Below are 24637 nucleotides of genomic sequence, written 5' to 3' on the forward strand. Positions count from 1 at the left end.
CGACCCCTTACAGCTTCATCAGGCTGGCGTCGTCGACCGAGGCCGTATGACGGGTGCGGAAGATCGACACGATGATGGCCAGACCGACCACGACCTCGGCCGCGGCGACGACCATCGTGAAGAAGGCGATGATCTGGCCGTCCAGATTCCCGTGCATCCGCGAGAAGGTGACGAAGGCGAGATTGCAGGCGTTGAGCATCAGCTCGATGCACATGAACACCACGATGGCGTTCCGCCTGATCAGCACTCCGGCCGCGCCGACGGTGAACAACAGGGCGGCGAGATAGAGGTAGTAGACCGGGTTCATTTCTTGGCCCCCTCCTTGTGCTCCTTCGGTGCCGCGCCACCGGACGACGGCGGGCCGGGCTCGTCCTCGGAGCCGCGGCCCAGCCAGTCCTCGGAGCGCCGCTCCAGCGCCTTCAGCTCGGCGAGCGAGGCACCGGAGACATCGCGGATCTGGCCCCGTTCCCGCAGCGTCGGGTTGACGCTGAGCTCGGAGACGGTGCCGTCGGGCAGCAGCCCCGGAATGTCGACGGCGTTGTGCCGGGCGTAGACACCGGGGGCGGGCAGCGGCGGTACCTGCTTGCCCTCGCGGATCCGGGCCTCGGACTGCTCACGCTGCGTCTTGGCGCGCTCCGTGCGCTCCCGGTGGGTGAGCACCATCGCGCCGACGGCCGCCGTGATCAGCAGTGCGCCGGTGGCTTCGAAGGCGAAGACGTACTTGGTGAAGATGAGCGCCGCCAGGCCCTGCACATTGCCGCCGGCGTTGGCCTCGCCCAGGCCGTTGAACTCCTGGAGCGAGGCGTTGCCGATACCGGCGATCAGCAGGATGCCGAAGCCGAGGCCCACCCCGGCGGCGAGCCAGCGCTGGCCCTTGAGGGTCTCCTTGAGGGAGTCCGCCGCGGTGACACCGACCAGCATGACGACGAACAGGAACAGCATCATGATCGCGCCCGTGTAGACGACGATCTGGACGACGCCGAGGAAGTACGCGCCGTTGGCGAGGTAGAAGACCGCCAGGACGATCATGGTCCCGGCGAGGGAGAGGGCGCTGTGCACGGCGCGCTTCATCAGGATCGTGCACAGCGCGCCGATGACGGCGACGCTGCCCAGGATCCAGAACTGCACGGCCTCCCCCGTGGAGGTCATGGAGGCCGCGGCGGCGAGGCCGGTCATGCGTTCGCCTCCTTCTCCTGCGGGCCGTCGTCGGCCTTCTCGCCCTTGGAGGCCGCGACCTGACGGACGGTCCCCGGCGCGGCCTCGGTCACCAGGCCCTTGTAGTAGTCCTTCTCCGTCATGCCGGGGTAGATCGCATGCGGGGAATCGACCATGGTCTCCTCCAGGCCCGCGAGCAGCTCTTCCTTGGTGTAGATGAGCGATTCGCGGGACCGGTCGGCGAGTTCGTACTCATTGGTCATGGTCAGCGCGCGGGTCGGACAGGCCTCCACGCACAGACCGCACAGGATGCAGCGCAGATAGTTGATCTGGTAGACGCGGCCGTAGCGCTCACCCGGGGAGTAGCGCTCCTCGTCGGTGTTGTCCGCGCCCTCGACATAGATCGCGTCCGCCGGGCAGGCCCAGGCGCACAGCTCGCAGCCGATGCACTTCTCCAGCCCGTCCGGATGGCGGTTGAGCTGATGCCGGCCGTGGAAACGCGGCGCCGTCGGCTTCTTCTCCTCCGGATACTGCTCGGTCAGCCGCTTCTTGAACATGGCCTTGAAGGTCACGCCGAAGCCGGCCACGGGGTTCTGGAACTCAGGCACCGTCGCCCCCCTTTCCGTCGTTTCCAATTCCGTCACTGACAGTGTCCGCCCCGCCACTGACAATCAGCTCCCGCTCCCGGCGCGGCCTGCGGCGTGGCACGGGCGGCAGGCTCTGCCCGGGCAGCGGCGGTACGGGGAAGCCGCCCGCCATCGGGTCGAAGGCCCCGTCGCCGTCCGGCTCCTCCTCCTTCTCGGCGCGCCGGAAGAAGTCCACGAGGAGGGAGATCAGCAGCAGCACGACAGCGCTGCCGGCGACGTACAGCACGATCTGGGAGAAGTTGTAGCCCTCGTTCTTCAGCGCCCGGACGGTGGCGACCAGCATCAGCCAGACCAGCGAGACCGGGATGAGGACCTTCCAGCCCAGCTTCATGAACTGGTCGTAGCGCACCCGGGGAAGGGTGCCGCGCAGCCAGATGAAGAAGAACAGCAGCAGCTGCACCTTGAGCGTGAACCAGAGCAGCGGCCACCAGCCGTGGTTGGCGCCCTCCCAGAACGTGGAGATCGGCCAGGGTGCCTTCCAGCCGCCCAGGAAGAGGGTGATCGCGACGGCCGAGACGGTCACCATGTTGATGTACTCGGCGAGCATGAACATCGCGAACTTGATGGACGAGTACTCGGTGTTGAAGCCGCCGACGAGGTCGCCCTCGGACTCCGGCATGTCGAACGGCGCGCGGTTGGTCTCGCCCACCATCGCGACGATGTAGATGATGAAGGACACCGGCAGCAGCAGGACGTACCACCTGTTCTGCTGCGACTCCACGATGGTCGACGTCGACATCGACCCGGAGTAGAGGAACACCGCCGCGAACGACATCCCCATCGCGATCTCGTACGAGATCATCTGCGCGCACGAGCGCAGTCCGCCGAGCAGCGGATAGGTCGAGCCGGAGGACCAGCCCGCCAGCACGATGCCGTAGATGCCGACCGAGGCCGTGGCCAGGATGTAGAGGACGCCGATCGGCAGGTCCGTCAGCTGCATCGGGGTGCGGACACCGAAGATCGAGATCTCGTTGCCCGCGGGCCCGAAGGGGATCACCGCGATCGCCATGAAGGCCGGGATGGCCGCCACGACCGGCGCCAGGAGGTAGACCACCTTGTCGGCCCGCTTGACGACCAGGTCCTCCTTCAGCATCAGCTTGATGCCGTCGGCGAGGGACTGCAGCATCCCCCAGGGCCCGTGCCGGTTGGGGCCGATGCGCAGCTGCATCCAGGCGACGACCTTGCGTTCCCAGACGATCGAGAACAGCACCGTCAGCATCAGGAACGCGAAGCAGAAGACCGCCTTGATGACGACCAGCCACCACGGGTCGCGGCCGAACATCGACAGGTCTTCCTGGGCCAGCGCGCTGCCGGCGGCAGCGAGTTGATCGAGCTGCTGCATCATGCCTCCACCTCCTCGGCCGGCTCCGGCGTGCCCGGGGCGGCGGAGATCTTCACCAGGTCACCGGGGCGGGCCCCGGTATCGGCGGCGACGCCACCGCCCGTGGAGTTGAGCGGCAGCCACACCACCCGGTCGGGCATCGGCGTGACCTGGAGCGGCAGCCTGACCGAGCCGGCCGGTCCGGTGACCGCCAGCAGATCCCCGTCCTTGACCCCGGTCTCCTGCGCGGTGATCTCCGACAGCCGGGCGACCGCGGCGTGCCGGGTACCGGCCAGCGCGTTGTCGCCTTCCTGGAGCCGCCCCTGGTCCAGCAGGAGCCGGTGGCCGGCGAGGACGGCCTCACCGCTGTCGGGGCGGGGCAGCGCACGCCCGGTCTCCACGGGCTCGCCCGCGTACGGGCCGTCCCAGCCGCCGAGCCGGTCCAGTTCGCGGCGTACGGCCCGGACGTCCGGCAGCGCCAGATGGACGTCGAGGGCGTCGGCGAGCATGTGCAGCACCCGCGAGTCCGGCAGCAGATGGCGGCGGGTCATCTGGTCCGGTTTCAGCGCGGCCTCGAACAGCCGCGCCCTGCCTTCCCAGTTGAGGAAGGTGCCGGGCTTCTCCACCACGGCCGCCACCGGGAAGACCACATCCGCCCGGTCGGTGACCTGTGAGGGCCGCAGCTCCAGGCTGACCAGGAAACCGACCTCGTCCAGCGCGGCCAGCGCCCGGGCCGGGTCCGGCAGGTCCGCGACCTCGACGCCCGCCACGAGGAGCGCGCTGAGCTCGCCGGTCGCCGCGGCCTCGATGATCTGGCCGGTGTCCCGGCCGTGCCGGTGCGGCAGTGCGGCCACGCCCCAGGCGGCGGCGACCTCGTCGCGGGCCCGCGGATCGGTGGCCGGCCGGCCGCCCGGCAGCAGACCGGGCAGGGCACCCGCCTCGACGGCGCCGCGCTCGCCCGCCCTCCGGGGAATCCACACCAGACGGGCCCCGGTGGCCGACGCCAGGCGGATCGCGGCGGTCAGCGCACCGGGCACCGCCGCCAGCCGCTCACCGACGACGATCACCGAGCCGTCGGCCCGCAGCGCCTCGGCCGCGGAACGGCCCTCGCCCTCCAGGCCGACCCCGCCCGCGAGCGCGTCCAGCCATTCGGTCTCGGTACCGGGCGCGGACGGCAGCAGCGTGCCGCCGGCCTTGATCAGCCCGCGCGAGGCGTAACCGGCCAGCCCGTAGGTGCGCTGTCCGCTCCTGCGGTGCGCCTTGCGCAGCCGGAGGAAGACGCCCGGGGCCTCCTCCTCGGCCTCGATGCCGGCCAGCAGAACGGCCGGTGCCTTCTCCAGCGCGGTGTAGGTGACTCCCCGGCCGTCCAGGTCACGGCCGCGGCCGGCGACCCGGGACGCGAGGAAGTCGGCCTCCTCGGCGCTGTGCACCCGGGCCCGGAAATCGATGTCGTTGGTGCCCAGCGCGATCCGGGCGAACTTGGCGTAGGCGTAGGCGTCCTCGACGGTCAGCCGGCCGCCGGTCAGGACGCCGGTACGCCCCTTGGCCGCGGCCAGTCCGCGGGCCGCCGCCTCCAGGGCCGCGGGCCAGCTCGCCGGCTCCAGTTCGCCGGACTCCGGGTTGCGCACCAGGGGGTGATCCAGCCGGTCGCGCTGCTGCGCGTACCGGAAGGCGAACCGCCCCTTGTCGCAGATCCACTCCTCGTTGACCTCGGGGTCGTCGGCCGCCAGCCGCCGCAGCACCTTGCCGCGCCGGTGGTCCGTACGGGTCGCGCAGCCGCCCGCGCAGTGCTCGCACACCGACGGCGAGGAGACCAGGTCGAAGGGGCGGGAGCGGAAGCGGTACGCGGCGGAGGTGAGCGCGCCGACCGGGCAGATCTGGATGGTGTTGCCGGAGAAGTACGACTGGAAGGGGTCGCCCTCTCCGGTCCCGACCTGCTGGAGGGCGCCGCGCTCCAGGAGCTCGATCATCGGGTCGCCGGCGATCTGGTTGCTGAAGCGGGTGCAGCGCGCGCACAGCACACACCGCTCACGGTCCAGCAGCACCTGGGTGGAGATCGGCACCGGCTTGGCGAAGGTGCGCTTCTTGCCCTCGAAGCGCGACTCCGGGTCGCCGACCTGCATCGCCTGGTTCTGCAGCGGGCACTCGCCGCCCTTGTCGCAGACCGGGCAGTCCAGCGGGTGGTTGATCAACAGCAGCTCCATCACCCCGCGCTGGGCCTTCTCGGCCACCGGGGAGGTCAGCTGCGACTTGACGACCATGCCGTCGGTGCAGGTGATGGTGCAGGAGGCCATCGGCTTGCGCTGGCCCTCGACCTCCACGATGCACTGCCGGCAGGCGCCCGCCGGGTCCAGCAGCGGGTGGTCGCAGAAGCGCGGGATCTCGATGCCGAGGAGTTCGGCGGCGCGGATGACCAGCGTCCCCTTGGGGACGGAGATCTCGATGCCGTCGATCGTCAGGGTGACGAGGTCCTCCGGCGGGATCGCCGCCTCGCCGCCTCCCGAGGGAGCATTGGTCGTGACGGTCATGCATTCACCCCCAGGTGAGCGTCGTTGTCGGCCCACAAGGTCGACTTGGCCGGGTCGAAGGGGCAGCCCTTGCCGGTGATGTGCTGCTCGTACTCCTCGCGGAAGTACTTGAGCGAGGAGAAGATCGGCGAGGCGGCGCCGTCGCCGAGGGCGCAGAAGGACTTGCCGTTGATGTTGTCGGCGATGTCGTCGATCTTGTCGATGTCGCCCATCTGCCCCTTGCCGGCCTCGATGTCGCGCAGCAACTGCACCAGCCAGTAGGTCCCTTCACGGCAGGGCGTGCACTTGCCGCAGGACTCGTGTGCGTAGAACTCGGTCCAGCGGGTGACCGCCCGGACCACACAGGTGGTCTCGTCGAAGCACTGGAGCGCCTTGGTGCCGAGCATCGAGCCGGCCGCGCCGACGCCCTCGTAGTCGAGGGGGACGTCGAGGTGCTCGTCGGTGAACATCGGCGTCGAGGAGCCGCCCGGCGTCCAGAACTTCAGCCGGTGGCCGCGGCGGATACCGCCGCTCATGTCCAGCAGCTGGCGCAGGGTGATGCCCAACGGGGCCTCGTACTGGCCGGGGTTGGCGACATGCCCGCTGAGCGAGTAGAGCGTGAAGCCCGGGGACTTCTCGCTGCCCATCGACCGGAACCAGTCCTTGCCCCGGTTCATGATCGCGGGAACCGACGCGATGGATTCGACGTTGTTCACGACAGTGGGGCAGGCGTACAGGCCCGCCACCGCCGGGAAGGGAGGACGCAGCCGGGGCTGTCCGCGACGGCCCTCCAGTGAGTCGAGCAGCGCGGTCTCCTCACCGCAGATGTACGCGCCCGCGCCCGCGTGCACGATCACATCCAGGTCGAGCCCGGAGCCCAGGATGTTCTTCCCGAGGAAGCCCGCCGCATAGGCCTCGCGCACGGCCTCCTGCAGCCTCCGCAGGACGGGCACGACCTCGCCGCGCAGATAGATGAAGGCGTGGTTCGACCGGATCGCATGGCAGGCGATCACGATGCCCTCGATGAGGGAGTGCGGGTTCGCGAAGAGGAGCGGGATGTCCTTGCAGGTGCCGGGCTCCGACTCGTCGGCGTTGACGACCAGGTAGTGCGGTTTGCCGTCGCCCTGCGGGATGAACTGCCACTTCATCCCGGTCGGGAAGCCCGCGCCGCCGCGGCCGCGCAGCCCGGAGTCCTTGACGTAGGCGATGACCTCGTCCGGGGGCATCGCCAGCGCCTTGCGCAGGCCCTCGTAGCCCTCGTGCCGGCGGTAGGTCTCCAGCGTCCAGGACGCGGGCTGGTCCCAGAAGGCGGACAGGACGGGCGTCAGAAGCTTCTCGGGGTTGGTGTCCCCGCCGGCCTCCGGCCGGGAGGCACCCCCGTGTTCGGCTGCCACTGTCATCACTCCCCCTCCTCTGCTGTGGGGCCGGCCGGGTGCTGGTGATCCGAGGCCGACGTCTGCTGCGGTGCGTCGTGGGAGCTGGGGTGGCCCGAGGGGGCCTCCTCGGCGGGGTGGCCGGACGGGGGCTCGTCGGAGGGCGGGCCGTCGGTCGTGGTCCGCGGGGAGACGACATGGTCGGCGCCGCGGCCGGGAGCAGCCTCGCCCTTGGCCAGCCGCAGCCCGATCAGCGAGGCGGGGCCGGCGCCGCCGGTGGCCTCGACGGCGCCCGGCCGCTCGTCCGGGAAGCCGGCGAGCATCCGGGCCGTCTCCTTGAACGTGCACAGCGGCGCACCGCGGGTGGGCGCGACGGCCCGGCCGGCCCGCAGGTCGTCGACCAGCTGCCGGGCGGTCTCCGGCGTCTGGTTGTCGAAGAACTCCCAGTTGACCATCACGACCGGGGCGAAGTCGCAGGCCGCGTTGCACTCGATGTGTTCGAGGGTGACCGCGCCGTCCTCGGTGGTCTCGCCGTTGCCGACGCCGAGGTGCTCCTTGAGCTCCTCAAAGATGGCGTCGCCGCCCATCACCGCGCAGAGCGTGTTGGTGCAGACCCCGACCTGGTAGTCGCCGCTCTGCTTGCGGCGGTACATGGAGTAGAAGGTCGAGACGGCGGTGACCTCGGCGGTGGTGAGGTCGAGCATCTCGGCGCAGAAGCGGACGCCGGTGCGGGTGACGTGCCCTTCCTCGGCCTGTACGAGGTGCAGCAGCGGCAGCAGCGCAGAGCGCGCGCCGGGGTAGCGGGCGATCACCTCCTTGGCGTCCGCTTCGAGCCGGGCCCGTACGTCCGCCGGGTAGTCGGGGGCGGGGAGTGCGGGCATTCCCAGCTGCACGTCCTGGTTTGCCGGAGTGGCGTTCACCGGTCGACGCCTCCCATCACGGGGTCGATGGACGCGACGGCGACGATGACGTCGGCGACCTGGCCGCCTTCGCACATCGCCGCCATGGCCTGCAGATTGGTGAAGGACGGGTCGCGGAAGTGCACCCGGTAGGGGCGGGTGCCGCCGTCGCTGACCGCATGCACGCCCAGCTCGCCCTTGGGTGACTCGACGGCCGAGTAGGCCTGCCCCGGCGGGACCCGGAAGCCCTCGGTCACCAGCTTGAAGTGGTGGATCAGGGCCTCCATCGAGGTGCCCATGATCTTCTTGATGTGGTCGAGGGAGTTGCCCAGACCGTCCGGGCCGAGGGCCAGTTGGGCGGGCCAGGCGATCTTCTTGTCGGCGACCATCACCGGGCCGGGCTCCAGCCGGTCCAGGCACTGCTCGACGATCCGCAGCGACTGGCGCATCTCCTCCAGCCGGATCAGGAACCGGCCGTAGGAGTCGCAGGTGTCGGCGGTCGGCACCTCGAAGTCGTAGTCCTCGTAGCCGCAGTACGGCTGTGTCTTGCGCAGATCGTGCGGCAGTCCGGCGGAGCGCACGATGGGCCCGGTGGCACCGGTGGCCATACAGCCGGCCAGGTCGAGATAGCCGATGCCTTCCATCCGGGCCTTGAAGACCGGGTTGCCGGTGGCGAGCTTGTCGTACTCGCCGATGTTCTTGCGCATCTTCTTGACGAACTCACGCACCTGGTCGACCGCGCCCGGAGGCAGATCCTGGGCGAGGCCGCCGGGCCGGATGTAGGCGTGGTTCATCCGCAGGCCGGTGATCAGCTCGTAGAGGTCGAGGATGAGCTCACGGTCGCGGAAGCCGTAGATCATGATCGTGGTGGCGCCCAGTTCCATCCCGCCGGTGGCGATGGCCACGAGGTGGGAGGACATCCGGTTGAGCTCCATCAGCATCACGCGGATGACGGAGGCCCGGTCGGGGATCTGGTCGGTGATGCCGAGCAGCTTCTCCACGGCCAGGCAGTAGGCCGTCTCGTTGAAGAACGGCGTCAGGTAGTCCATCCGCGTCACGAACGTCGTGCCCTGCGTCCAGGTCCGGTATTCGAGGTTCTTCTCGATGCCGGTGTGCAGATAGCCGATCCCGCAGCGGGCCTCGGTGACGGTCTCGCCGTCGATCTCCAGGATCAGCCGGAGCACCCCGTGGGTGGACGGGTGCTGCGGACCCATGTTGACGATGATCCGCTCGTCGTCGGCCTTCACGGCGGCCGCGGCGATCTCGTCCCAGTCGCCACCGGACACGTTGTAGACGGTGCCCTCGGTGGTCTCGCGGGCCAGCGACTCCCGGGTGTCGAAGTCGCTCGACGTACGGTGGCCGGACGAGGAGTGGGAGTGCGGTGCAGTAGTCATCAGCTGTACGACCTCCGCTGGTCGGGAGCCGGAATCTGGGCGCCCTTGTACTCGACGGGGATGCCGCCGAGCGGGTAGTCCTTGCGCTGCGGGAAGCCCTGCCAGTCGTCCGGCATCATGATCCGGGTCAGCGCCGGGTGGCCGTCGAAAACGATTCCGAAGAAGTCGTAGGTCTCCCGCTCGTGCCAGTCGTTGGTCGGATAGACGTCCACCAGCGAGGGCACATGCGGGTCGGCGTCCGGGGCGGAGACCTCCACCCGGATCAGCCGGTTGTGGGTGATCGAGCGCAGGTGGTAGACGGCGTGCAGCTCGCGGCCCCCGTCGCCGGGGAAGTGCACCCCGCTCACCCCCGTGCACAGCTCGAAGCGCAGCGCCGGGTCGTCGCGCAGGATCCTGGCGACGGCCGGCAGATAGCTGCGCTCGATGTGGAAGGTCAGCTCGTCGCGGTCCACGACGGTCTTCTCGATGACGTTCTCGGGGACCAGCCCCTGTTCGTCGAGGGCACCCTCCAGCTCGTCGGCGATCTCGTCGAACTCGCCGTACCCGTCCTCCGTGCCGCGCGGTCCGCCGTACGGCCGCGGGGTGGCGCCGGGCAGCCGGACCGTGCGGACGAGGCCGCCGTAGCCACTGGTGTCGCCGCCGTTGTTGGCGCCGAACATGCCACGGCGGGTGGTGATCGCCTCGCCGGTGTCCTCGCGCTGCGCGGGAACGGCTTCCTCCTGGCCGTTCTGGCCGTTCGGCTCGGGACGCTCGGGGTTCTTCTGCTCACTCACCGCAGCAGCCCCTTCATCTCGATCAGCGGCAGGGCCTTGAGCGCCGCTTCCTCCGCCTCGCGGGCGGCCTGCTCCTGATTGACCCCGAGCTTGGTGTTCTGGATCTTCTGGTGGAGCTTGAGAATGGCGTCCATCAGCATCTCGGGACGCGGCGGGCAACCCGGCAAATAGATGTCAACGGGAACAATGTGGTCAACGCCCTGCACAATCGCGTAGTTATTGAACATTCCGCCTGACGAGGCGCAAACCCCCATGGAAATCACCCACTTCGGGTTCGGCATCTGGTCGTAGACCTGCCGCAGCACGGGCGCCATCTTCTGGCTCACCCGGCCGGCCACGATCATCAGATCCGCCTGTCGCGGCGACCCGCGGAAGACCTCCATGCCGAAGCGGGCGAGGTCGTAGCGCCCGGCACCGGTGGTCATCATCTCGATGGCGCAGCAGGCCAGCCCGAAGGTCGCGGGGAAGACCGAGGATTTGCGCACCCAGCCGGCGGCCTGCTCGACAGTGGTCAGCAAAAAGCCGCTCGGCAGCTTCTCTTCAAGTCCCATGTGTGACCCCTAGTCCCATTCCAGGCCGCCACGACGCCAGACATAGGCGTAGGCGACGAAGACGGTGAGCGCGAAGAGGAGCATCTCGACGAGCCCGAAAAGCCCCAGGGCGTCGAAGGTGACGGCCCAGGGATAGAGGAAGACGATCTCGATGTCGAAGACGATGAAGAGCATCGCCGTCAGGTAGTACTTGATCGGGAAGCGACCGCCACCGGACGGTTGTGGCGTCGGCTCGATTCCGCACTCGTAGGCCTCGAGCTTGGCCCTGTTGTAGCGCTTGGGCCCGACGAGGGTGGCCATCACGACGGAGAAGATCGCAAAGCCTGCCCCGAGGGCTCCCAGTACGAGGATGGGCGCGTAAGCGTTCACCGTCCTCGCTCCCTTCAGTCGACGATGACTGGATGGCGGTCCACCCGGGCCCTCCGACTGCCCCATGGAGATCGTGCCTATGTGAGGCAGTTCACAAGCCCGAGCGCCTGCATCTTATGCCCGCTGGTCTGTGATCTGCGACACGGGGGTGAACAACGCCTTTGTGATCTCCACCACCCGGCGAAGGATCATGAAGTCGGATGAGCGGTGATCTTCATACGCGAAGCGCGCGAGTGATCACGAGAGGTGACATTCGTGCGTGTTACCGCTGGTCAGCGCGTGCTGGCCAATATCAAGTGGTTACCGCTACAGGCAAATTGGCGCTGGACACGGCCAACTGCTATATGCGGCAGACCGCGTGACGCGCCCCTCTCGTGACCCGCTCGTGATCGTCGGTACGTGCTTCCGTTCACGAGCGGCCGGCCGACGCCAGGTCACGGGAACATAACGGACACTCAAGAGTGACCTATCCCACGCTATTTCCACCACTAAGCGCTTGACGCCCGGGAAGCCTTGGCGCGGCGGATGAGGAAGTGGTAGGAGCCCGCCGGGCCCGCGTGGAGCAGCAAATGCCATGCGTAGGAACATGATCGCGAAATTCGGACATCCCGCCGCCGGCGCGACGGGCGGACAAAAGTCCGTTTTGTTCGTCGCGTACGCGTCAAGTGTGGCGCACTGCACCTTTCTTGGCAGCAACCGGCGGCTCCTGATAGCCGTTATTGCCATGTCCCCGAACGCACTCATACCCAGCCACCGGAAGCCCCGCCGTCCTTCCGCGTCCTCGCGGGCGCTGCGCGCGGGCGTGACCGGTGGCTTCCTCACCCTCGCGGTGACCGGCGCGACCGTGCCGGCCAACGCCGCGGAAAAGCCCGTCTCCGAAACCCAGGAGATGCCGACGATCACGACGGCGCTGGCGACCAGCGCCGCCAGGAGCGCCGACACGGCCGAGCAGGTCGCGTTCACCTACGAGCGTCAGGCGCTCCAGGACAGCGCCTTCTCGCACGCCGCCAAGGCCGCGGAGAAGCACAAGGCCGAGGCCGTGAAGAAGGCCAAGGCCGAGGCGAAGAAGAAGGCCGAGGAAGCCCGTAAGGCCAAGGAGGCCGCCGAGGCCCGTGCCTCGCGCTCCTCCGAGCGTTCGACCCTGTCCGCCCCGTCGTCGTCCAACGCCACCGGCAGCACCGCCACGCTCGTCTCCTTCCTCAAGGCGCAGCTCGGCAAGGCCTACGTGCTGGGCTCCTCCGGCCCCTCCTCGTACGACTGCTCCGGTCTGACGCAGGCCGCGTTCAGCCAGATCGGCATCGACCTGCCGCGGGTCTCGCAGGACCAGTCCACCCAGGGCACCCAGGTCGGCCTGGACAACCTCCAGGTCGGCGACATCCTGTACTGGGGCAGCGCGGGCAGCGCCTACCACGTCGGCGTCTACATAGGCGACGGCAAGTTCATCGGCGCCCAGAACTCGAGCACCGGCATCGTCGAGCGCCCGCTCGACTACGACATGCCGACCGGCGCCGTGCGCGTCCTCTAGGACCGCCGCACCCTTCGACACCGCAAAAGGACCGCCCCTCTCGCCGCTCGGGAGGGACGGTCCTTTTCGTGTGCGGTGTCTCCGGGCCGTCCGGGTCGCCCCCGCCACCCGTCGTCCGACGTCCGACGGATGATTCGCGCCGCTCAGCGCCACGATCAAGCCAGGTACGGGCCGGAGGCCGCCCGTCGAGCTACCGACGGGCGGTACGCGCCGTTGCACCTCTCGCCATATGCCGCACATACCGCTTATGCGGCGTGCGGCATCCGTAGAGAGAGGGAACCGCGCTTCGATGAACACCCATCGCACCGCTCACCGCCTCGTCAGCCGGGCCGCGACGGCCGCCGCCCTGGCCACCGCGCTCGGCCTGGGCGCCGTCCACACCGCCACCGCCTCGGCCCCGTCCGCCGCACCGCTCTCCGTCCGGCCCGCGGCGCCCGGCCCCGACGGTGGCTGGCATCAGAACGGGCTGCATCTGACGGCCGCCGAGAACAAGAAGGTGAACGGCTTCGTCGCCCGCGCCCGGCGGGCCGAGCGCGCCATCAGCCCCGGGGTCCGGGCGGCCGCCAGGATCAGCCATGCCGAACTGGTCGGCTTCGACCAGCGGCTGAAGTCGCCGGACTCGCTCAAGCGCAAGGTCGCCACCTGGATGCTGGAGTCACCGGGACAGACCGTGGACGCATCGCTCCGCAAGATCAACGACGCGGTCCGCTTCACCCTGCAGTGGCCGGCCGGCACGTACAGCCAGGGCGTCCGCACCGCGGCCGGGCTGCTGTCCGCATGGGGCAACGACTCCACCCGCTGGGCCAACACCTGGAACCGGCCCACCGGCTACAAGGCGATCAACTCCGCCTGGCGCGCGCCCCGCTCCGGTCAGCTCTTCGAGGTCCAGTTCCACACCCCCGAGAGCAAGGCGGCGCAGCTGGAGACGCACAAGCTGTACGAGGAGCAGCGGCTGCCCGGCACCCCGCCCGAGAGGGTCCGGGAGCTCCAGGAGCAGCAGGACGCGATCTTCGCGGCGGTGCCGGTCCCGCCGGGCGCCGAGCGGCTGACCGCCCCGGCACGCCGACTGCCGTCCCCGGACCCGGCGCGCCGGCTCCCCGCACCGGCCCCCGCCCCCGTCGGCTGACCGGGCCGGCCACCGGGCAGCCCGCCCGCGTCGGCCGGGCGGCGGCACCGGAGGCACGAACGGGGCCGGCCCCGGACATCCCGTCCGGGGCCGGCCTCCGCTGCGTCACGCCTTCGGGGCGACCTTGCTCAGCCCGTTGATGATGCGGTCCATCGCATCGCCGCCCGTGGGGTCGGTGAGGTTGGCGAGCATCTTGAGGGTGAAGCGCATCAGCAGCGGGTGGGTCAGACCGCGCTGGGTGGCGATCTTCATGACCTTGGGGTTGCCGATGAGCTTCACGAAGGCGCGGCCCAGGGAGTAGTAGCCGCCGTAGGTGTCCTTGAGGATCTTCGGGTAGCGCTGCAGGGCCAGTTCGCGCTGCGCGTACGTGGCGCGGGCGTGCGCCTGCACGATGACCTCGGCGGCGATCGCACCGGACTCCATGGCGTAGGCGATGCCCTCGCCGTTGAACGGGTTGACCAGCCCGCCCGCGTCACCGACCAGCAGCAGGCCCTTGGTGTAGTGCGGCTGGCGGTTGAAGGCCATGGGGAGCGCGGCGCCGCGGATCGGGCCGGTCATGTTCTCCGGTGTGTAGCCCCAGTCGGCGGGCATCGAGGCGCACCACGCCTTGAGGATCTCGCGCCAGTCCAGCTCCTTGAAGGCGGAGCTGGAGTTGAGGATGCCGAGGCCGACATTGCTCGTCCCGTCGCCCATACCGAAGATCCAGCCGTAACCGGGCAGCAGCCGGTCCTGGGCGCCGCGGCGGTCCCACAGCTCCAGCCAGGACTCCAGGTAGTCGTCGTCATGGCGGGGCGAGGTGAAGTACGTACGGACGGCCACGCCCATGGGGCGGTCCTCGCGCCGGTGCAGGCCCATGGCCAGCGAGAGCCGGGTGGAGTTGCCGTCGGCGGCGACGACGAGCGGGGCGTGGAAGGTGACCGGGGTCTTCTCCTCGCCGAGCTTGGCGTGGACGCCGGTGATGTGGCCGGTCAGCTCGTTGACGATCGGCGCGCCCACATTGCAGCGCTCGTGGAGCCGCGCCCCGGCCTTCTGCGCCTGCCGGGCCAGCTGCTCGTCGAAGTCGTCGCGCTTACGGACCAGTCCGTAATCCGGGTACGAGGCCAATTCCGGCCAATCCAGCTGGAGCCGGGAGCCGCCACCGATGATCCGCAGGCCCTTGTTGCGCAGCCAGCCCGCTTCCTCGGAGATGTCGATGCCCATCGCGACCAGCTGCTTGGTGGCGCGCGGGGTCAGCCCGTCGCCGCAGACCTTCTCGCGCGGGAACGCGGTCTTCTCCAGCAGGAGCACGTCCAGACCGGACTTGGCGAGGTGATAGGCGGTGGCGGAGCCGGCGGGCCCGGCACCGACAACGATCACATCCGCGCTGTGCTCCGATCGGGCGGTGGTCACGGAATCGGTCACGGACGCGGACTCGGTCACGGCGCTGTCTCCCGGAAGTCGATATCTGGATATCTGGGTGCCGACCGGCACTGGGCATGTGCAGTCTATGGGGGCCTTGGTGATCAGAACCTGAAGGGTTGTCCCGATGAAGTCTGTGCACACACCGCTCCCCGCAATCGAACTGCGCGTGCCCACCGAGGAGGACGCGCTGCACTGGCACCGGGCCTTCGACCACCCGGACGTCATGGAGTTCCATGGAGGCGCCCCCGCCGAACTCTCGGAGTACGAGGAACTCACCGCCCGTCAGCGCCGGCACCACGCGGAGCTGGGCTTCTGCCTGTACACCCTGGTCGACCCGGCGGACGGCGCGGTCATTGGCTTCACCGGAGCCCAGCCCTGGCCGCACGACTGGGGCCCGGCCGGGGAGATCGAGATCGGCTGGCGGCTCGGCCGCGCCTACTGGGGCAAGGGCTACGCCACCGCTGCGGCGCAGGCGGCACTGGATTCCGTACGGGCGGCCGGGGTCCGGCACGTGGTGGCGATGGTGGCCGCCGCGAACGAGCGGTCGATCGCGGTCACCCGGCGGCTGGGAATGCGGCGGGCGGAGACGGTGATCACGCCGAAGGACCGGAAGGCGTACTGCCACCGGCTGGATCTGTGACGCTGCCGCGAACGGAGAGGGCGCTGCGGATTCCTCCCGCAGCGCCCATCGGGCAGCGCGGCGCGGCCGCCGACGACGCCGGGTCCGGGCCGAGCCGCACGGGCGGTTCCGGCTCCGCCGTCAGCGGCAGGCGTCAGCCCCCGGCCGACGTCAGTCCCCGGCCGGCCTGCGCCCCCGGTGCAGCGCCACCACGCCGCCGGTCAGATTGCGCCAGGCCACCTCGGTCCAGCCCACGCCCTGCAGCCGGGCGGCGAGTTCGGGCTGGTTGGGCCAGGTGCGGATGGACTCGGCGAGGTAGACATAGGCGTCCGGGTTGCTGCTGACCGCGCGGGCCACCGGCGGCAGCGCCCGCATCAAGTACTCGGTGTAGACGGTCCGGAACGGCGCCCAGGTCGGCTCGCTGAACTCACAGATCACGACCCGGCCGCCGGGCTTGGTGACCCGGTACAGCTCCGCCAGCGCGGCATCGGTGTCCTGGATGTTGCGCAGCCCGAAGGAGATGGTGACGGCGTCGAACACCTCGTCCGCGAACGGCAGCCGGGTACCGTCACCGGCCGTGAACGGCAGCCACGGGTGCCGCTTCTTGCCCTCCCCCAGCATGCCGACGGAGAAGTCGCACGGCACCACGTACGCACCGGTCCTGGCGAACGGCAGCGAGGAGGTGCCGGTACCGGCCGCGAGGTCGAGCACCCGCTCGGCGGGCCGTGCGGCCACCGCACGCTCCACCTCCTTGCGCCACAGCCGCGCCTGCCCCAGGGAGAGCACGTCGTTGGTGAGGTCGTACCGCGCCGCCACGTCGTCGAACATCGCGGCGACTTCGTGCGGCTGCTTGTCCAGGGATGCTCGGGTCACCCGGCCATTGTCCACCGTGCCGGCGCCGGGGAACGCACCGGGCACGGCCCGGCACGCCCGCCGTCAGCGGCGGCGGTACACCAGACGGCCGGCCAGGACGGTGGCCAGGCAGCTGCCGTCCTCGGCGAAGACCGCGAAATCGGCCGCGCCGCCGACGGTCAGCTCACGGGGGCGGCCGCCGGGCGGCTCCGCGAGCCCGGACCGCTGGACGGCCGTACGGACCGCGGGCCGGGTGAACGGCCCGGTCAGCGCCGTCGTCCCGGTGGCCAGCAGGCGCTGCAGGCCACGGCGGGCGCCGGCGCCCCAGCGGGTCTCGGTCATGCCGAGGGCGGCGAGCGCCTCGCCCGTGATCGGCTCGCTGCCGAGCTCATCGGCCTCGCGCGGGTCGGGGTGGTAGGCGGCCTCCAACAGCGCGGCGCCCTCGGGTTCGTACCGGCCGGGCGTCAGCACGCCGTCCCACTCCCGGACCCGCGCCCGGTCGCCGTAGGCCGCCCACAGCTCCTCGTACGGGCCGATGGCGGCGATCCGGGCGCCGTCGACGACGACCGCATGCCCGGGAGCGGGCTCCCCCTCATGGCTGAGCCGGACACCGCGGACGCGGTGAAGTGTCAGCATCCGCGGCTCAGTTGGCCTCGACCAGCTTCAGCTCCGGATGCGCCGTGCCGCCCTCGATCGCCGTGGACGACAGATGCGAGACGACCTTGTCGTCGACCGGGTCGTTGGCCGGGTCGTCGTGCACGACCAGGTGCTCGTAGGTGGTCGCGCGCTGCGCCGGGACCCGGCCCGCCTTGCGGATCAGGTCGATGATCTCCGTGCGGTTGGAGCGGTGCTTGGCGCCGGCCGAGGAGACCACGTTCTCCTCCAGCATGATCGAGCCGAGGTCGTCCGCGCCGTAGTGCAGCGACAGCTGGCCGATCTCCTTACCGGTGGTCAGCCACGAGCCCTGGATGTGCGCGACGTTGTCGAAGAAGAGCCGCCCGATGGCGATCATGCGCAGGTACTCGAAGAGGGTGGCCTGCGTCTGGCCCTTCAGGTGGTTGTTCTCCGGCTGGTAGGTGTACGGGATGAAGGCGCGGAAGCCGCCCGTACGGTCCTGGACGTCACGGATCATCCGCAGATGCTCGATCCGTTCGGCGTTGGTCTCGCCGGTGCCCATCAGCATCGTGGAGGTCGACTCCACGCCCAGCTCGTGGGCCGCCTCCATGATCTCCAGCCAGCGCTCACCGGACTCCTTCAGCGGAGCGATGGCCTTACGGGGGCGCGCCGGCAGCAGCTCGGCGCCGGCGCCCGCGAAGGAGTCGAGGCCGGCGGCGTGGATGCGCTGGATCGCCTCCTCGACGGACACCTTGGAGATCCGGGCCATGTGCTCGACCTCGGAGGCGCCGAGGGAGTGGATGACCAGCTGCGGGAAGGCCTTCTTGATGGCGGAGAAGTGCTCTTCGTAGTACTCGACGCCGTAGTCCGGGTGGTGGCCGCCCTGGAACATGATCTGGGTGCCGCCCAGTTCGACGGTCTCCGCGCAGCGGCGCAGGATGTCGTCGAGGTCGCGGGTCCAGCCCTTGGCGGTGTCCTTGGGCGCGGCGTAGAAGGCGCAGAACCTGCAGGCCGTCACGCACACATTGGTGTAGTTGATGTTGCGTTCGATGATGTACGTCGCGATGTGCTCGGTGCCGGCGTAGCGGCGGCGGCGTACGGCGTCGGCGGCCTTGCCCAGCGCGTGCAGCGGAGCGGAGCGGTACAGGTCGAGCGCTTCCTCCGGCGTGATGCGGCCGCCCTGCGCGGCGCGGTCGAGTACGGACTGGAGGTCGGCGTTCTCGGTCACCGGGGCGTCCCTTTCGCAGGCGGGCATCACGAACTGAACCAGCGTACGTCAGGGGTACGACAGCCTCGCTCGCGGCCGGACCGGGGCCCGGGCGGCGGCCTCCCGCCGTCAGCCGAGGGGAGAGCGCCGCCGGACGGCCTCAGGGGTTCGGAAGTGCGGGACGCACCCCTTCACCACCCTCATCAACCGCCCTCCTCAGTAGTACGGGTTGTACGCCTTCCTGCTGTAACACGAGGAGACCGGGCTGCTGCCCTTGACCTTCTGGGCCTCGACCCGGGCGCTGACGATGCCCGAGCTCTCCGAGGCGTACGTCTTCCACCGCTTGGTCGTGCCGGCTCCGTCGCGGTTCGCACGCCAGGAGTAGGTGACCCGCTTCCCGGAGCCGGTGACGATGTCGAGACGCACCCGCACCCAGGCGCCGTCCGCCGTCAGATCGTGCGCGCTGAGCCCCACCAGGCCCAGCTTGGTCTTGCCGGTGTAACCCCAGTTCAGCGTGCCGCCCGCACCGCCGCCCGGCGTGCGGCAGTCGGCGGTGTTGACGCCCGCCGCACCGGCCGGTCCGGCCGACACCGAGGCAAGCACCGCGACGGCACCCGCCAGGGCGGCAAGGGCACGCGTACGTCGTCTCATGGGTCCCCCTGTTGCACATGGCCAAGATCCTTGCGCGCTCGCAAGACCGCCCCCATCCTGCCCGAACGCGCCCCCCGTGCGCCGCCCGGCACCGGCCGGTGAACCGGGCCGCGCGGCCGCTCGCTACCGGGCGGCCGCCGCCTCCAGCAGCTGCACCGTCACATCCGCCGGGAAGCCGGTCGTCGGCCCGACCCGCCGGGCGAACTCCGTGACGCCTCTCAGCTGGGCGGGCCCGAAGCGGAAGTCCAGCGTGGTGAAGTACCGCTCCAGCACCGGCTCGTCGAAGGTCTCCCAGCGGGCCGCCTGCTCGGCGACCTTGGTGACCTCCTCCAGCGACAGATCACGCGAGGCGAGAAACGCCTCGTGCACCTTCTGCACCACGGCCGGCTCGCGCTCCAGGTACTCGCGCCGGGTCGCCCAGACGGCGAAGACGAACGGCAGGCCCGTCCACTCCTTCCACATCTGGCCGAGGTCGTGCACCTCCAGGCCCAGCCGGGGCCCGTCGTGCAGATTGGCGCGCAGCGCGGCATCGCCGATCAGCACCGCCGCGTCCGCCTCCTGCATCATCAGGCCGAGGTCCGGCGGGCAGCTGTAGTACTCGGGCCGCACCCCGATCTTCTCGGCCAGCAACAGCTGGGCCAGCCGTACGGACGTCCGCGAGGTCGAGCCGAGCGCGACCCGGGCACCGTCCAGCTGGTCCAGCGGCTTCTGCGAGACGATCACGCAGGACATGACCGGGCCGTCACAGCCCACGGCGAGGTCGGGGAACGCGACGAGGTCGTCGGCGGCCCGCAGGAATTCCACGAGGGTGATCGGCGCGATGTCGAGTTCCCCGCGGACCAGCTGCTCGCTGAGCTTCTCCGGCGTGTCCTTGCTGAGATCCAGATCGAGCAGGGTGCCCGTACGGGCAAGGCCCCAGTAAAGGGGCAGGCAGTTCAGGAACTGGATGTGGCCCACTCGCGGCCGGCTGCGACGGCGGCCGGCGTCGGCTCCCGCGGGTGCGTCTCCGAAGGTTGAATTGTCCACATGCGGAGGCTAGACCTGTCTCCCTTGGGGCAGCGCAGCGGGTCGCCGTATGGACGTTAGTGCGGTCGGTTAAACGTGATCTTTGGCTCTTCCGCCTCAGGAGCAGCACATGCTACGCTCAGCGCAAGTTGCAGTTTGGTTTCCCTTGCAGTACAGAGCCTGCGGAGCATGTGACCCCGCAGGCTCTTGTAGTTTCAGACTTCTTTGCAGGTTCTGGAGCAGGGCAACCCTTTGGCCCAAGGAGGGCTTATGGCTACCGGAACCGTCAAGTGGTTCAACGCTGAAAAGGGCTTCGGCTTCATCGCCCAGGACGGCGGCGGCCCGGATGTCTTCGTCCACTACTCGGCGATCAACGCCTCTGGTTTCCGCTCCCTGGAGGAGAACCAGCAGGTGAACTTCGACGTCACGCAGGGCCCGAAGGGTCCGCAGGCGGAGAACGTTACGCCGGTCTAAGTTGCCCGGCCCGGAATTCCTTCCAGGTCGCCCCTAAGCAGTACCTAAGGAGCCTCGCTCCGCCACTCCGGTGGCGAGCGGGGCTCCTGCCTTTTGTCCGCCGCCACCGGCACCGACACGAATGGCGGCCACATGAATTCTCGTCGTCCGGCACATGACACACCCGAATGCCGCACGCAATAGGGAATTCCCCCGCCAATGACACCCCGATCCACGGCTCACCTCGACGCTGGCCGAGGCGATCCCGTGGAGGCAAGGGAAATCCGTACAGACTTACCGCCCCGGTCGGCCGAAAGACCCCACTCGGCACGGCCAAAAACCTCCCCTCCCCAGCCGCCGTCGGAAACGGCACGCGGCCGGCCATACCGAGGGCGAGCGAGCCGCCCGCCCCAGGCCCCCGGCGCGACCGACGCCCCGCGCAACTGTGTACCGAAGCGATCACGGAAAGTGGTCACATCGGAACATGACCCGGCCTACCGTGGGCAGAATGAGCGAGCACTTGCCCCCGCAGAAGCCCTGCCCCGACTGCGCCGGCAGAGGCACCGTGGACTGGGAGACGCCGACCGGCGAGCGCGTCACCACACAGTGCTCCGGTTGTGGCGGCACCGGAACCGTCCTGGCATAGAGGAGGCAGAGGCAAGATGGCGGCCTCCAGTAGGAACGGTAAGCCGGTCGGCCTGGACGAGCAGTACGTCGGCAAGCTGCCGTGCTCGACCTGCGGGATACGGTCGATGAAACTGCCCGGCCGGCAGGGCGGGTTGTGCATCCCCTGCTACGCCGACGAATGTGCGGCCGCCGGCCGGCGCGCGGCAACGGCAGGCACCTGGGTCGCCGCGAATTTCGTGGGCGACCCGTGTCTTGCCTGCGGTTCGCGGTCCGTTGACGCCAACGGCTGGGCGTTCTGGTGCAACACCTGCGACATGCAGACGGCGGTGGCCCTGCCACCGCGGTGAGAAGCCCCGCATCGCGGGGCGGGACGAAGCCGCCGTCGGTCCGCGCGCTCGGCGCCGCCCGCCCGGCTCCCCTTGGACAACTCACCCCGCAGCAACCGCCCTTGACGGTCTCTTGGAGCATGCGGCCCGCCGCCTTCCGCTTCCGGCGCCACTCGGCGCCGTAGAAGGCGGGAGCGTACGGCGGAGGCAGCCGCAGCCGCCCGGTGTGAAGTCAGCCAGATGCGGCACCACGGCATTGCACGTCAGACCCCGTGCCACCTCCCCCACAGAGGTGACACGGGGTTCCAGTTTGACGCGTCAAAGGCTTTTGCTCCAGACCGGGGGTCATCTGCTTTCGTAGAGGTCCGCTATCTCCTTGGCGAAATCGCGGGCGACCGCGGCACGGCGGAGTTTCAGGGACGGGGTGAGATGCCCGGTTTCCTCGGTGAAGTCCACCGGCAGGACGGCGAAGCGGCGGATGGATTCGGCGCGGGAGACCAGTTCGTTGGCGTCGTCGACGGCGCGCTGGAGGTCGGCCAGCAGGCGCGCGTCGCGGACCAGCCGCTCGGGCGGCAGGTCCTGCTTCTTGTTCATCTGGCGCCAGTGCGCGAGACCGTCCGGCTCCAGGGTGAGCAGGGCGGTGATGTAGGGGCGGTTGTCGCCGATGACCATGCACTGGCCGACGAGGGGGTGCGAGCGGAGGCGGTCCTCCAGAGGGGCCGGGGCGACGTTCTTGCCGCCCGTCGTCACGATGATCTCCTTCTTGCGGCCGGTGATGGTGAGGTAGCCGTCCGGGTCGAGGGCTCCGAGGTCGCCGGTCGCGAACCAGCCCTGGTCGGTGACGGGGCGGGCCGCGCCGAGGGCCGCGTCCCAGTAGCCGGAGAAGACGTGGTCGCCGTGGATCAGGATCTCGCCGTCGTCGGCGATGCGGACGGCGGTGCCGGGGAGGGGCCAGCCGACCGTGCCGATACGGGGCCGGAGGGGCGGGGTGACGGTGGTGGCCGCGGTCGTCTCCGTCAGGCCGTAGCCCTCGAAGATCTCGATACCGGCGCCGGTGTAGAAGGCGGCGAGGCGGCGGCCGAGGGGTGAACCGCCGCAGAGGACATGGCGGACCTTGCCGCCGAGGGCGGCGCGGATACGGCGGTAGACGAGGGGGTCGTAGAGCTTGCGGGCGCCCTTGAGGGCCACGCCGGGGCCCGGGCCCGTCCCGTGTTCCTTGGCCTCGACGGCCTCGCCGTAGGAACGGGCAATACGGACCGCGCGGTCGAAGGAGGCGGCGCGGCCCATCTTCTCCGCGGTGGCCCGTCCGGTGTTGAAGACCTTCTCCAGGACGTACGGAATGGCCAGCAGGAAGGTCGGCCGGAAGCCGGCCAGGTCGGCGAGCAGGTCGTCGGTCCGAATGCTGGGGGCGTGGCCGAGGCGGACGCGGGCGCGCAGACAGCCGACGGCGACCATACGGCCGAAGACATGGGAGAGCGGGAGGAAGAGGAGGGTGGCGGCGGGCTCCTCGCTGACCGACTTGAAGACCGGGTGCAGCAGCTCGACGGCGTTGTCGGCCTCGGCGAAGAAATTGGCGTGGGTGAGCGCGCAGCCCTTGGGGCGGCCGGTGGTGCCGGAGGTGTAGATGAGGGTGGCGAGGGCGTACGGGCCGGTGGCGGCGCGGCGCTCGTCCACCGCCTCGTCCGGCACGTCGCGGCCCGCCGAGACGAGTTGGGAGACGGCGCCGGTGTTGAACTGCCAGAGGTGGTCGAGGGCGGGGAGTTCGGTGCGGAGGCCGCTGATCAGGCGGGTCTCGTCGACGCCCTCCACGACGCAGGCGCGGGTGCCGGAGTCGTGCAGGATCCACTGCGCCTGGTGGGCGGAGGACGTGGGGTAGATGGGGACGGTGACCAGGCCGGCCGCCCAGGCAGCGAAGTCGACGAGGGTCCACTCGTAGGTCGTACGGGCCATGATCGCGAGCCGGTCGCCGGGACGGAGGCCGTGGGCGATCAGGCCCTTGGCGACGGCGCGCACCTCGGCGGCGAACTCCGCGGCGGTCACATCACGCCAGATGCCGCTGGGCTGCTTACGGGCGAGCACGACGTCGGCGGGGGCCTCGTCGGCGTTGAGGAAGGGAAGGTCCCCGAGCGAGCCACTGCGTACGGGCGGGGCCAGCGGGGGGACGTAGACCTCGCGGACCGTGCCGTTGACCACGGTTTTCTGCGGCTCGGTGAGGGTGGGGGCGGAGGTGTGGGTGGGGGCGGAGGTGGGAGTGGGTGCGGTGAGTGGTCCGGTGGGTGCACTTTCCTGGTGGGACACGAGCGGCTCCTCGTTTTCCTGTGGAGTGCGGGTTGCCGTGGGCTGGCGCCGTTTCGCCTACGGGGTGTGGGTGGTGGGGTCGGAGGGGACGCCCGGTAACCCGTCCTCGGCGCGGGCGACGCGGGTCCCGGAGGTTGGGAGCCCCGTTGTTCGCTCCGGGTCCTGCGGGCGGCTCACCGGACATCCCCTCCGACCGCCGTACGTGGGCGGCTCTCCCGCCGTACCGATCACCGTCACCAACCCATGCGCCACCCCTTGGCAGGGACCTGGCCGGGCCGCCCGCAGATGGGACGCGGCCAGGGTCTGGGCCGTAACGGACGGTGTCACCGGCCGGCAGCCGGCAACGCTGAACGGTTGGAGGGGATGTACCGGTGCCCGCCCGCAGGACTGGAGCGAACGCCGGGGCAATCAATCCCATGGACCCGCGTCGCCCGCGCCGATGGGGGCACCTCCCGGCCGAAGGCTGGGGGAGGGTACCGGTGCGTCCCCTCCGACCCCCGCGGCAACCACACAACCCGCAAAACCCCAGCCCCCACGAAGCCGGACGGCTAACACGCACCCCACACGGCCCAAGCCCCCGCCGGGCGGCAGATGGACCCCGAAGCCCACCCCTCGGCGGCGTCGAACTACCGCACGTCATCGCGGTGTCGGCCTCGTCGGGTCCGAACACCGGCTTGGGCTGGGCGAGTTGTGCCGGCACGGCGACGGTGACGGCGACCGGCGGCGGACGGCTCGCTCGCGGCGGCGGCGGGGGAATCCGTGGCACGCATCCTCGACCCAGCTCCTGACCCGACGGTAACCTTACTTCGGCGTAAATTTACGCGAGGACCGGTAGTTGGCCAATGCCCGCGCGCCACCTTCGTTCGGGCAATTCCGGCCAGGGTCGCGGCGGACGCACCCACATCGACCGTGTTCCACGTACCGGGCACACTCTCCGCTACCT

Annotated in this window: 24 protein-coding genes; 6 read left to right on the forward strand and 18 right to left on the reverse strand. The window is 70.0% G+C overall.

The window, feature by feature from the left end; all coding sequences use genetic code 11:
* Positions 1 to 7 precede the first annotated feature (7 nt).
* The 11 genes from nuoK to NUT86_RS18950 are packed head-to-tail and all read right to left on the reverse strand — an operon-like array spanning position 8 to position 10989.
* Positions 8 to 307 carry an NADH-quinone oxidoreductase subunit NuoK gene (gene nuoK, locus NUT86_RS18900; protein WP_274736601.1) on the reverse strand — a complete coding sequence of 100 codons (300 nt, stop codon included), beginning with the start codon at positions 305 to 307 and terminating at the stop codon, positions 8 to 10.
* A complete protein-coding gene (locus tag NUT86_RS18905; RefSeq protein WP_148589563.1) occupies positions 304 to 1176 on the reverse strand; it encodes an NADH-quinone oxidoreductase subunit J in 873 nt (290 codons plus the stop codon). Before NUT86_RS18905 ends, nuoK begins: the two co-directional genes overlap by 4 nt.
* Positions 1173 to 1763 carry an NADH-quinone oxidoreductase subunit NuoI gene (gene nuoI, locus NUT86_RS18910; protein ID WP_018090966.1) on the reverse strand — a complete coding sequence of 197 codons (591 nt, stop codon included), beginning with the start codon at positions 1761 to 1763 and terminating at the stop codon, positions 1173 to 1175. The genes NUT86_RS18905 and nuoI overlap by 4 nt, the downstream gene beginning before the upstream one ends.
* Positions 1756 to 3144: an NADH-quinone oxidoreductase subunit NuoH gene (gene nuoH, locus NUT86_RS18915; RefSeq protein ID WP_026169854.1), complete on the reverse strand. Its 1389-nt coding sequence runs from the start codon at positions 3142 to 3144 to the stop codon at positions 1756 to 1758. The genes nuoI and nuoH overlap by 8 nt, the downstream gene beginning before the upstream one ends.
* Positions 3144 to 5651: an NADH-quinone oxidoreductase subunit G gene (locus tag NUT86_RS18920; RefSeq protein WP_159487713.1), complete on the reverse strand. Its 2508-nt coding sequence runs from the start codon at positions 5649 to 5651 to the stop codon at positions 3144 to 3146. Before NUT86_RS18920 ends, nuoH begins: the two co-directional genes overlap by 1 nt.
* A complete protein-coding gene (nuoF, locus tag NUT86_RS18925) occupies positions 5648 to 7030 on the reverse strand; it encodes an NADH-quinone oxidoreductase subunit NuoF (RefSeq protein ID WP_018090969.1) in 1383 nt (460 codons plus the stop codon). Before nuoF ends, NUT86_RS18920 begins: the two co-directional genes overlap by 4 nt.
* Complete coding sequence (gene nuoE, locus NUT86_RS18930; RefSeq protein ID WP_371874864.1) at positions 7030 to 7923, reverse strand: NADH-quinone oxidoreductase subunit NuoE; 894 nt, start codon at positions 7921 to 7923, stop codon at positions 7030 to 7032. The genes nuoF and nuoE overlap by 1 nt, the downstream gene beginning before the upstream one ends.
* Entirely contained in the window at positions 7920 to 9296 is a 1377-nt protein-coding gene (locus NUT86_RS18935; protein ID WP_174876377.1) for an NADH-quinone oxidoreductase subunit D, read from the reverse strand. The genes nuoE and NUT86_RS18935 overlap by 4 nt, the downstream gene beginning before the upstream one ends.
* The gene (locus NUT86_RS18940; RefSeq protein WP_093640251.1) at positions 9296 to 10069 is read right to left on the reverse strand and encodes an NADH-quinone oxidoreductase subunit C; all 774 of its coding nucleotides are present in this window, start codon (positions 10067 to 10069) and stop codon (positions 9296 to 9298) included. Before NUT86_RS18940 ends, NUT86_RS18935 begins: the two co-directional genes overlap by 1 nt.
* Positions 10066 to 10620, reverse strand: a complete 555-nt coding sequence (locus NUT86_RS18945; RefSeq protein WP_018090973.1) for a NuoB/complex I 20 kDa subunit family protein — start codon at positions 10618 to 10620, stop codon at positions 10066 to 10068. Before NUT86_RS18945 ends, NUT86_RS18940 begins: the two co-directional genes overlap by 4 nt.
* 9 nt (positions 10621 to 10629) lie before the next feature.
* On the reverse strand, positions 10630 to 10989 hold the full coding sequence (locus NUT86_RS18950) for an NADH-quinone oxidoreductase subunit A (RefSeq protein ID WP_018090974.1): 360 nt from the start codon (positions 10987 to 10989) through the stop codon (positions 10630 to 10632).
* 724 nt (positions 10990 to 11713) lie between these two features.
* Here NUT86_RS18950 and NUT86_RS18955 point away from each other — a divergent pair.
* A complete protein-coding gene (locus NUT86_RS18955; protein WP_018090975.1) occupies positions 11714 to 12514 on the forward strand; it encodes a C40 family peptidase in 801 nt (266 codons plus the stop codon).
* 289 nt (positions 12515 to 12803) lie between these two features.
* A complete protein-coding gene (locus tag NUT86_RS18960) occupies positions 12804 to 13640 on the forward strand; it encodes an ATP nucleotide 3'-pyrophosphokinase (protein ID WP_266446513.1) in 837 nt (278 codons plus the stop codon).
* A gap of 105 nt (positions 13641 to 13745) precedes the next feature.
* Here the strand turns inward: NUT86_RS18960 and NUT86_RS18965 are convergent, their stop codons facing one another.
* Positions 13746 to 15092 (reverse strand): geranylgeranyl reductase family protein, encoded by a 1347-nt coding sequence (locus NUT86_RS18965; RefSeq protein ID WP_371874921.1) that lies wholly within the window; start codon positions 15090 to 15092, stop codon positions 13746 to 13748.
* A 73-nt stretch (positions 15093 to 15165) separates the two neighbouring features.
* On the opposite strand from NUT86_RS18965, the gene NUT86_RS18970 reads away from it, so the two are divergent.
* Positions 15166 to 15681, forward strand: coding sequence for a GNAT family N-acetyltransferase (locus NUT86_RS18970; protein WP_018090978.1), 516 nt, complete (start codon positions 15166 to 15168; stop codon positions 15679 to 15681).
* A gap of 150 nt (positions 15682 to 15831) precedes the next feature.
* On the opposite strand, the gene NUT86_RS18975 is transcribed toward NUT86_RS18970, so the two are convergent.
* The 5 genes from NUT86_RS18975 to NUT86_RS18995 all read right to left on the reverse strand — a co-directional run bounded on the left by NUT86_RS18975 (position 15832) and on the right by NUT86_RS18995 (position 20011).
* Entirely contained in the window at positions 15832 to 16533 is a 702-nt protein-coding gene (locus tag NUT86_RS18975; protein WP_159487707.1) for a demethylmenaquinone methyltransferase, read from the reverse strand.
* Between the two features lie 63 nt (positions 16534 to 16596).
* A complete protein-coding gene (locus tag NUT86_RS18980; protein WP_127151718.1) occupies positions 16597 to 17148 on the reverse strand; it encodes a hypothetical protein in 552 nt (183 codons plus the stop codon).
* A gap of 7 nt (positions 17149 to 17155) precedes the next feature.
* On the reverse strand, positions 17156 to 18355 hold the full coding sequence (gene mqnC, locus NUT86_RS18985) for a cyclic dehypoxanthinyl futalosine synthase (RefSeq protein ID WP_018090981.1): 1200 nt from the start codon (positions 18353 to 18355) through the stop codon (positions 17156 to 17158).
* Positions 18356 to 18550: 195 nt separating this feature from the next.
* On the reverse strand, positions 18551 to 18985 hold the full coding sequence (locus NUT86_RS18990) for a hypothetical protein (protein ID WP_274736611.1): 435 nt from the start codon (positions 18983 to 18985) through the stop codon (positions 18551 to 18553).
* 123 nt (positions 18986 to 19108) lie between these two features.
* Positions 19109 to 20011 carry a menaquinone biosynthetic enzyme MqnA/MqnD family protein gene (locus NUT86_RS18995; protein WP_078518690.1) on the reverse strand — a complete coding sequence of 301 codons (903 nt, stop codon included), beginning with the start codon at positions 20009 to 20011 and terminating at the stop codon, positions 19109 to 19111.
* A gap of 249 nt (positions 20012 to 20260) precedes the next feature.
* On the opposite strand from NUT86_RS18995, the gene NUT86_RS19000 reads away from it, so the two are divergent.
* The 3 genes from NUT86_RS19000 (at position 20261) to NUT86_RS19010 (ending at position 21417) form a co-directional block, all read left to right on the forward strand.
* A complete protein-coding gene (locus NUT86_RS19000; protein WP_003984261.1) occupies positions 20261 to 20464 on the forward strand; it encodes a cold-shock protein in 204 nt (67 codons plus the stop codon).
* A 487-nt stretch (positions 20465 to 20951) separates the two neighbouring features.
* Positions 20952 to 21089, forward strand: coding sequence for a hypothetical protein (locus tag NUT86_RS19005; RefSeq protein ID WP_158686046.1), 138 nt, complete (start codon positions 20952 to 20954; stop codon positions 21087 to 21089).
* 16 nt (positions 21090 to 21105) lie between these two features.
* A complete protein-coding gene (locus tag NUT86_RS19010) occupies positions 21106 to 21417 on the forward strand; it encodes a hypothetical protein (protein WP_018090984.1) in 312 nt (103 codons plus the stop codon).
* A 324-nt stretch (positions 21418 to 21741) separates the two neighbouring features.
* Here NUT86_RS19010 and NUT86_RS19015 read toward each other — a convergent pair whose 3' ends face one another.
* Positions 21742 to 23694: an AMP-dependent synthetase/ligase gene (locus NUT86_RS19015; RefSeq protein ID WP_446750769.1), complete on the reverse strand. Its 1953-nt coding sequence runs from the start codon at positions 23692 to 23694 to the stop codon at positions 21742 to 21744.
* Positions 23695 to 24637: the final 943 nt, after the last annotated feature.

The sequence above is a fragment of the Streptomyces sp. G7(2002) genome (assembly GCF_028870195.1).
Taxonomy (GTDB): Bacteria; Actinomycetota; Actinomycetes; order Streptomycetales; family Streptomycetaceae; genus Streptomyces; species Streptomyces nigrescens.